Source organism: Nocardiopsis lucentensis DSM 44048 (genome assembly GCF_000341125.1).
In the GTDB taxonomy this organism is placed as follows: domain Bacteria; phylum Actinomycetota; class Actinomycetes; order Streptosporangiales; family Streptosporangiaceae; genus Nocardiopsis; species Nocardiopsis lucentensis.
The window spans coordinates 1-4,282 of sequence record NZ_ANBC01000049.1 but is presented as its reverse complement, the minus strand read 5'-3'; the positions used below and the strand labels follow the sequence as shown (position 1 = coordinate 4,282).

General features: G+C 74.0%; 5 protein-coding genes. 1 reads left to right on the top strand and 4 read right to left on the bottom strand.

Annotated elements, in window-relative coordinates:
* The 4 genes from D471_RS0101445 to D471_RS0101430 all read right to left on the bottom strand — a co-directional run.
* Window positions 1–432 (bottom strand): ABC transporter ATP-binding protein (locus tag D471_RS0101445; protein ID WP_017596977.1); only part of this gene is annotated, 432 nt, incomplete at its 3' end.
* Between the two features lie 12 nt (window positions 433–444).
* Window positions 445–1,515: a FecCD family ABC transporter permease gene (locus D471_RS0101440; RefSeq protein WP_017596976.1), complete on the bottom strand. Its 1,071-nt coding sequence runs from the start codon at window positions 1,513–1,515 to the stop codon at window positions 445–447.
* Between the two features lie 80 nt (window positions 1,516–1,595).
* A complete protein-coding gene (locus D471_RS0101435) occupies window positions 1,596–2,654 on the bottom strand; it encodes an ABC transporter substrate-binding protein (RefSeq protein WP_152486190.1) in 1,059 nt (352 codons plus the stop codon).
* 204 nt (window positions 2,655–2,858) lie between these two features.
* On the bottom strand, window positions 2,859–3,449 hold the full coding sequence (locus tag D471_RS0101430) for an O-methyltransferase (RefSeq protein WP_017596974.1): 591 nt from the start codon (window positions 3,447–3,449) through the stop codon (window positions 2,859–2,861).
* A gap of 320 nt (window positions 3,450–3,769) precedes the next feature.
* Between D471_RS0101430 and sigE the strand changes: the two genes are divergently transcribed.
* The coding region (gene sigE / locus D471_RS0101425; RefSeq protein WP_083924011.1) for an RNA polymerase sigma factor SigE at window positions 3,770–4,282 on the top strand (513 nt) is incomplete at its 3' end.

Below are 4,282 nucleotides of genomic sequence, written 5' to 3'. Positions count from 1 at the left end.
CCGCCCCCCGCCGGAGAGCGTCGACAGCGGCCGCCGCGCCAGCTCCCCGCACCCCGTCCTGGACAGGGCGGACGCCACCGCCTCCCGGTCGTCGGGCCCCATGACCCCGAACGGCCCCAGGTGCGGTGTCCGGCCGAGGGCGACGGCCTGCTCGGCGGTGAGGTCGAACCCGCCGTGCTGGTCCTGTCCGAGCACCCCCACCCGGCGCGCCGCCTCCCGACGGGACAGCCCGAGCAGGTCGTCCCCGCCCAGTACCAGATCACCCCCGATCGGCCGTAGCGCTCGGTAGACGGTCTTCAGAAGCGTCGACTTCCCGCTCCCGTTGGGCCCGACGAGCGCGGTCAGTGTTCCGTCCGCGACGTCGACGTCGACCCCGCGCACCGCGGGCACGTCGGTCCACCCGGCGGTCACACCGTTCAGGCGCAGCCTCACGGTTCCTCCTCCTCACGCCTGTCCGGCGGTCGCACCCCGCGCCCCGCGCAGGGCGGCGACGAAGAACGGCACCCCGACGACGGCGGTCAGGACGCCGATGGGCAGTTCGGTGGGGCGCAGCACCGTGCGCGCGGCCAGGTCGGCCCACACGAGCATCAGCGCGCCCGACAGCGCGCACACCGGCAGCACCCTGCGATGGTCGGCTCCGACGAGGAGCCGGGCGAGGTTGGGGACCACCAGTCCCACGAACCCGATGGCGCCGGCCACGGCCACGGTCGTCCCCGTCAGCAGGGCGGCGGCCGCGAACAGCCGTTCCCGGGAGCGATCGGCGTCCACACCCAGAGACGCCGCGCCCTCCGAACCCAGCACCAGGACGTTGAGGGATCCCGCCCGGGCGGTGAGCAGCGCCGACAGCGCCAGCACCGCCGCCGCGCACACCAGCGCCGACGACCACCGCGCCCCGGACAGGCTGCCGAGCAGCCAGAACAGGACCTGCTGCTGGGCGTCGCCCGACTGCTTGCGCAGCACCAGGAACGACGTGACGCCCCCGAGGAGTTGGCCGATCGCCACGCCGACCAGGATCAGGCGCAGCGGTTCGAGGGTTCCGCGCGTGCGGGCGACGGCGAACACCAGTAGCCCGGCCACGAGCGCACCGGCGAACGCCGCGAGGGGGAGCGCCAGAGCGCCCAGCGCCGCCGAGCCGAGGGTGGTCATCAGCAGGACGGCGCCCACACTGGCCCCCGAGGACAGGCCGAGGATGTGCGGGTCGGCCACGGGGTTGCGCACCAGGGCCTGCACGACCGCGCCCGCGACCGCCAGTCCCGCGCCCACGAACACGGCCTGGAACACGCGTGGAGCGCGCAGCCGCCACACGATGAAGTCCTCCGCCTCCGGGACCGGCCCGTTCCCCGGGACGCCGTCAGCGCCCGCGAGGGCGGCGAGGCGGTCGGCCAGGACGCGCACCACCGTCATCGGTGGGACGTCGACCGACCCGACGCCGATCGCGGGCAGACAGGACACCGCGAGCACGACGGTGAGCCCGGCCAACAGCGGGGCCAGGGGGACGCGGTGGCCGAGGGGCACACGGCGTCCACCGGGCGCGCGGCCGGAGGCTCCGGAACGGTCCCGGCCACGGTTTCGGGCCCGCCCCCGAGCACGGGACGTCACCACCGGGCGTCCCCCTCACCGTGCAGGGTCTCGGCCAGGGTCCGTACCGCCTCGGCGTTGAGCACGCTGGGCGAGGTCACCACCGACTGCGGCATGACCACGAACCGCTCCTCACGCACCGCCGTCGACCCCGCGACGGCGGGGGAGCCGAGCAGGGCCTCGACCAGCTCCTCCTCGGGCAGGTCGGAGAAACCGGTCAGGACGAGGACGGCCTCCGGGTCACGGCTGACCACCTGTTCCTCCGAGAGGTCCGTGACCACCTGCTCCACGTCACCCGCGACGTTCTCGCCCCCGGCGAGGGTGATCACCCCGTTGGCGGTGCCGGTCGCGCCGAGCGTGGACACACCCTGCCCCGCGCCGGGGACGACGGACATGGCCAGTACGCGGACGGGGCGGTCGGCGTCGGCGGCCAGCGCGGCGGCGGCGTCCACGTCCTCGCGCATCCGATCCACCAGCTCCGCGCCGCGCTCCGGCACACCGAAGACCTCGGCGGTGCGCTCGACGAACGCGAAGGTGTCCGCCAGGTCGGTGGTGGCGCCGGGGGTGCCGCAGGCGGTGAGGCCCGCGATGCCCGCCTCGGTCAGTTCTTGGGGGGTGGGCGTGCCGTCGAAGGCCCCGAACTGGTACGGGGAGACGCCCATGACCAGGTCGGGCTCGGCGGCGATGACCGCCTCGCGGTTGCCGACGCCCTCGGCGATGACGGGGACGCGCTCCAACTCGGCGCGGTCCTCCTCGGGGAAGGCGGTGAAGAAGTCCGGGGCGGCGGTACCGACGACCGAGTCGGCCACGCCCAGTTCACGCAGGATCGCGGCGGACCCGCCGTCCATGGTGACCACGCGCTCCGGCGGCCCGGTCGGTTCGGGCAGCCGGGGGCACCCGTTCTCCCCGGACCCGCTCGCCGGATCGGGGACGCCGCCGACCGAGCCTGTCGAGCAGGCCGAGAGCGTCAGGGCTCCGGCCGCCAACAGCGCCGCGAACCGGATCCGGTCCGCAGGTCCGCCGGTCCCGGTCCGGCCCACACGCCGGGTCCGCCGCAGCCGGGTTCGTGCTCGCATCGTGTCCGCCTTCCGTCGTGCCCGGGGGCCTCGCGTCCCCGGGGTCCGCTGGAACCTCGGCACGACGGTCGACTCCGACGGCTCCCGGGTTCCCGGACGGCGGAAAGAGTGGGGCGGACGACGGATCGGTCGGGGCGGCCACGGCTCGGGGAGCCCCGAACGCGCCCTCCCGACGACGCGGACGGACGCGGCCGCGGGTCGGCCTCAGGGGCGGATGGCGGCCAGCAGCCCCTCACCCACGGGCATCAGCAGCGGCACCAGTGCCCCGTCCTCCCGTACCCGCTGGACCAGCTCGCGGGCGACGGTCTCGGCGGGGTCGGGCACGCGCAGCGGTCCGTCCGGCTCGGCGGAGGCGGTCAGGGATCCGTGGAACACCATCACACCGCCCGGGCGCAGCAGGCGCCGGGCCTCGTCCAGGTAGTGGAGGTAGGCCTCTCGGTCGGCGTCCACGAAGACGAGGTCGTACCCGCCGTCGGTGAGCCGTGGCAACACCTCCAGCGCCCGCCCGCGGATGAGCCGTGCCCGGCCGGTGCCGAACCCCTCCCCGCCGAACACCGCGCGGGCGTGGTTCTGGTACTCGGCGTCGGTGTCCACGGTCGTCAGGATCGAGTCCGGGACCATGCCCCGCAGGAGCCACACCCCGGACACACCGCACCCGGTGCCGACCTCGACGGCCGACCGCGCCCCGATGGCGGCGGCCAGGAAGCGCAGCGCCGCCCCCGTGATCGGATCCACCGGCGGGGCCGACGACCGGCTCGCCACCGCGTAGGCGTCAGCCAGGGGACCGTCCCCCACGGCGTCCTGGGCGAACCGGTTCTGCTCGGTGCGGACCCAGGTGATCCGGGCCGCGCTCTGATCCGTGCTCGTGATGACGGCCTCCCGCTGCGGTGGTCACGTTGTGGTCGGACTCCCTGACCAGCGATATGTCACACACCGTGGTGTGTTCTTCGCGATCGGATCACGTCCCTGGCGCAAGATTAGCCTGATCCGGCGCGAACTCCGAGCGTGGCCGCGGGAACTTAACAGGCGTCTCCCGGCGTTGAATCGGGAGGAACGCACGTTGACCGCCACGAACCACCTTCCCCCGACCAGGCCTCGTGCGTCGCTTCGAAGGGATGAAGGGAGCAGCGGTGCCAGAGACCGGCCCAGCCGTGGAATTCGAGGCATGGGAACCCCCGAGTTGGGAAGAGGTCGTCCGGGTCCACTCGCCCCGGGTGTATCGGCTCGCCTACCGGCTCACCGGTAACAAGCACGACGCCGAGGACCTCACCCAGGAGGTCTTCATCCGGGTGTTCCGCTCCCTGGCCAACTACACCCCCGGAACCTTCGAGGGTTGGCTCCACCGCATCACCACGAACCTCTTCCTCGACACGGCGCGCCGCAAGGCGCGCATCCGCTTCGAGGGGTTGGCCGACAACGCCGACGAGCGCCTGGAGGGCCGGGAGCCCTCCCCCGCCCAGCGCTACGAGGACCGGCACTTCGACGCCGACGTCCAGAGCGCCCTGGACGCCCTGCCCGCCGAGTTCCGCGCTCCCGTGGTCCTGTGCGACATCGAGGGCCTCTCCTACGAGGAGATCGCCGCGACGCTCGACGTCAAGCTCGGCACCGTCCGCAGCCGCATCCACCGG

What these genes read in the sequence shown, in the direction of transcription:
- D471_RS0101435 (WP_152486190.1), bottom strand. Translation starts at nt 2,654, where the DNA reads ATGCGAGCACGAACCCGGCTGCGGCGGACCCGGCGTGTGGGCCGGACC.